Here is a 4,225-nt window from a genome sequence, read left to right as displayed (position 1 = left end):
ACGGAAGTTAAGCTCTTTAGCGCCGATGGTAGTTGGGGGCTTCCCCCTGTGAGAGTAGGACGTCGCTAGGCACTTAGAAAAGTCGAGGATTTATTTCTCGGCTTTTTTATTTGCGATTTTTAAGTAAATTAGCCCAATAATAATATTATAAAGAATGACTTTTTCTTCTTAAGAGAGTGTGTACCAGAACATCATCATTCTTGTCTACTTAATAAAAGCTTACTTTGCGTTTATAAAGTAAACTAGTTGATCAGTCCATTTGTCGTCCTCATGTATGAATCCTTTCCTCGTACATTCATAAACCATTCCAACAGCTTCCGCTAACTTTATGGATGCTATATTATCAAGGTTTATGTGAGCCTCTATTCGATGATAATTTAATTTTTTAAACGCTAGATCAATGGCTGCTTTTACAGCCTCTTTACCATAACCTTGTCTCCAAAAGTGGTTATGAATTGTATATCCAAACCTTGCCCATTGAAATTCTTCCCTCATAATTGTCGAAAAGTCTATAAAGCTAATATGAGTATTATCTACTTTTCTAAACACTCCAAATACATATACCTTGTCATCCTTAGCCATCTGATGATGTTTAGTAACTAAATCACGAAACCATTCTTTCGTACAGATGGTCATATCTAATTTACCTTCATCGTATTTATGCTGAGAAGGCAAACGATTTTCAAATTGAGTAAGCCAAGAACAATAATCTTCCTCTTCTATTAATCGAATAACTAATCTTTCTGTTTCAGTTCTTATCTTATTCAATCGAACACCTCACTTAGAAATACTTCCTATTCTTATATAGTATATTTGATATAAGGAAATTATCTCCTTCTTATTAAACTAAACTGTACTGTTAGTTCAGTAAAAAAGAGCTGCTTATGCAATTTAATGATCTTAAAGCAAAAATAATAGACATCTACTTACAAACTTAAAATGTCTAATAATATCCCTGCTTTTTAATTATCTCCCACCACTAACATTCAAAATTTCTCCAAGGATATAATTTGAAGCATCGGAAGAAAGGAAGGCAATGACCTCTGCTATTTCCATAGGGTTTGCAGCCCGTTTAATAGGTACAGATGAAGCCATACGCTCAAGTCGATTATCGCCAGGAGCAAATTTATCGTGAAAAGGTGTTTCTACCATTCCGGGTGCTACCCCATTCACGATAATTCCATATTCAATTAGCTCTCTGGACATTCCAATCGTCATAGTATTTATCGCCCCTTTAGCAGATGCATAATGAATACTTTCTCCAGCCCCTCCAATACGTGCAGCCGCTGAAGATACATTAATAATTTTTCCGCGTTTTTTCGGAATCATATGTCTTAATACAGCTTGGGAGCATAAGAGGACACTATTTACATTTAATTTAAACGTTTCTTCCCATAGCTCTTCACTCATATCCATAAATGTACTTTGGCGGATGCCACCACCAGCGTTATTAACTAAAACATCAATTGTGCCATATGAAGAAATAGCTTGTTCAACCATTGAGTTCACTTCTTCTTTATTAATAACATCAGCTTGAATTGCAATGGCATCTCCATCATTTTCTTGAATACGATGGACAGCTTCCAAGGCCCCCTTTACATTTGAATTATAATTAATAATTACTTTAGCCCCTTCAGATGCCACCAACTCTGCCGTGGCAAGCCCAATACCTGAACTTGCGCCTGTGATGAGAATAACCTTCCCTGATAAGTTATGCATAGCTTCACTCCTAACAAAATGTAATTAATAGTAATTCTACATTTTACATCGTTAAACCTTTTGAAGGAGATTTTTATATAGAAGAAAATGTTAAATTTTTAGTTGACTTAATTCAGTGTTTCTTGTTGAGCTAACTTGCTTTGTTAGTTTAATTAAGCTTTTTTACGAGTTAAAGATTTTTCAGGTCGGTTAGGGCAATATTTGCAATTAGGGTCACTACATTTTGATGCAGTCCAACTATTACATTTAGGGCAAAAATAAGCATCAAAATCATCGTAATATACTAAATTAAATTTGTATTTAGAACAATATTTTTGTTGTTCAATATGACCATAAAATTCAAAGTCATTTATTATTACTTTTCCATATCTTATGGACTTTAATAAACATAGGCTGTTTTCGTATAGATTGTTGCTCTCTTGAAAATACTGAATATGGTTGAATATAATGCATTTTCAGAAGGCGTTCAATATGTATATGAAGCAGTCGGAGAATTAGGAAAAGCAGATCAACTAGCCTTATTTAAGGCAATGAAACAAGATCTATATCCAAAAGAAGAAAATAAAATGGAAGAATTACTTCCTAAGATCAAGGAGTCTCACTTTTCGTCTGGTTTAGGTTGTCTTCATTGTGGAAGTATTGCCGTAAAACGTAATGGTAAATATCGTTCTAGACAAAGATATTTATGTAAGGATTGTGGAAAAACATTTAATGATATGACAAATACGCCTTTTTCAGGTTCGCGTTATCCGGAAAAATAGATTGAATACATTAAAATGATGATAAACGGTGTTACATTACCGAAGATTTCAGACTCTTTAAAAATTCATATATCTACCGTTTTTTATTGGAGACATAAGATTTTAAACGCTTTAGGAAGTCACGGCTTCAACCAATTATCTGGCATCATTGAAAGTGATGAGACTTTCTTTCGTGAATCTTTAAAAGGTCGTAGATTTACACATCGTAAACCAAAAAAACGAGGAGAAAAGGATGAAAAACGAGGGATTTCAAATCAGAAAATTGCTGTAGTTGTAGCACAAGATCGAAATAACAATATTATTGCGAGGATGGCGGGTAGAGGTCGTGTAAAAGCAGAAGAAATTGAGGGGGGTATCGGGGATTATATAGCCCATTCTTCTTTGTTATGCACGGATACCGCTACCAATTATAAAAAATTTGCAGCAGCAAAAAATCTTAAACACGAAACAGTTAATCTTAATCAAAATCAACGAGTAAAAAAAGGGATATTCCATATACAACACGTTAATAACTTCCATCGCCGTTTGAAAGGATGGATGGAACGATTTCAGGGCGTTGGTACGTATTATTTGGATAGTTACCTTTACTGGTATCGTTGGCTTGAGTTACATAAAAACTTGGCATTTGAAAATCGGGTAGAGCAAATGCTTATTTCAACTTGTCAAAAATCTAACTATTTCACAATTGAAGCAATAAGAAAAGGCAAAGAGCACCATTTATCAGATGCTTTTTAAGCGGATTCAGTGGTTTACTGTTATTCAATTAGCGAAGCAAAAAGAGGTTTTCGCTGAATTAATATGGTTAATTTGATAAAAGGTGGAATTTTTTTATTGTTTCTCCTTATAATATAATATACGCTATATAAGCGTGTGTTTTTATACTACTAGATTTTTTGTAAGTAAAAGTGTGGGGTGGTTAATTGAATTTTATTACTTGGTCAATTATTGCAGCAGAAATTGGTTTTTGGATTGTTATAATACTCGGTCTAACTTTACGTTATGTATATAACTTTAAAAAAATGGGATCGTTCTTTTTACTTCTAACACCCGTGATTGATTTGTTTCTGTTAATCGTAACTGCTATAGATCTATTAAAGGGTGGAAATGCAACTACGTCTCACGCAATTGCTGCTATCTATTTAGGTGTGTCGATTGCTTTTGGAAAGAGTATCGTTCGTTGGGCTGATGAAAGGTTCTTATACTACATAAAAAAAGAGGGAACAAAACCTGAAAAAAAGACTGGTTTCGCATATGCTCGTAATTCTTTGAAAGGGTCTTTTCAGCATTTATTTGCATATATCATCGGAGCAGGATTTTTATTAATATTGATATACCTAGTAAATGATGCGGACCGTAGCTCTAAACTTTTTGAAACACTAAAAGTATGGTCTTTAGTACTGGGAATTGATTTTATCATATCTATTTCATATTTCATTTGGCCACGAGGAAAATAGTTATTTTACATAGAAGTAAGTAAAATATTTTAAAAATAATGAATGTTTTTACTTCAACTAACCAGAGCTTTCGTTAAATTTTCGATTCAGGAAATATCAAACCGAAAAGACAGATTTATCCTACACATTGGTAGTGACCCCTTAAAGTTAGAGTTTTTATTATGCAGCTAATTGGCTGGCTTGAGTTCGGTATTTTACGAGGGCACTGAAAAACTTCATCTGGTTCCACTTAGCGAGGTATTCGACGATTCAATCGTCGAATACCTCGCCTTTTTAATTTATAATTGAGAG

General features: G+C 33.8%; 3 protein-coding genes, 1 rRNA gene and 1 pseudogene. 3 read left to right on the top strand and 2 right to left on the bottom strand.

Annotation, left to right across the window (positions count from 1 at the left end; translation table 11 throughout):
* Positions 1–71: ribosomal RNA gene (gene rrf / locus ACFVT8_RS24580) — 5S ribosomal RNA — on the top strand; the annotation flags it as partial.
* A 148-nt stretch (positions 72–219) separates the two neighbouring features.
* On the opposite strand, the gene ACFVT8_RS24480 is transcribed toward rrf, so the two are convergent.
* Positions 220–768, bottom strand: coding sequence for a GNAT family N-acetyltransferase (locus ACFVT8_RS24480; protein ID WP_387086423.1), 549 nt, complete (start codon positions 766–768; stop codon positions 220–222).
* 198 nt (positions 769–966) lie between these two features.
* Positions 967–1,719 carry an SDR family NAD(P)-dependent oxidoreductase gene (locus tag ACFVT8_RS24475; RefSeq protein WP_387086420.1) on the bottom strand — a complete coding sequence of 251 codons (753 nt, stop codon included), beginning with the start codon at positions 1,717–1,719 and terminating at the stop codon, positions 967–969.
* Between the two features lie 434 nt (positions 1,720–2,153).
* On the opposite strand from ACFVT8_RS24475, the pseudogene ACFVT8_RS24470 reads away from it, so the two are divergent.
* Positions 2,154–3,215, top strand: a pseudogene (locus ACFVT8_RS24470) (IS1595 family transposase).
* 185 nt (positions 3,216–3,400) lie between these two features.
* On the top strand, positions 3,401–3,934 hold the full coding sequence (locus ACFVT8_RS24465) for a hypothetical protein (protein WP_132358150.1): 534 nt from the start codon (positions 3,401–3,403) through the stop codon (positions 3,932–3,934).
* The last annotated feature ends 291 nt before the right edge of the window (positions 3,935–4,225 follow it).

The sequence above is a fragment of the Lysinibacillus sp. NPDC058147 genome (assembly GCF_042884205.1).
Lineage (GTDB): Bacteria > Bacillota > Bacilli > Bacillales_A > Planococcaceae > Lysinibacillus.
This window is presented reverse-complemented; position numbering and strand designations above follow the sequence as displayed.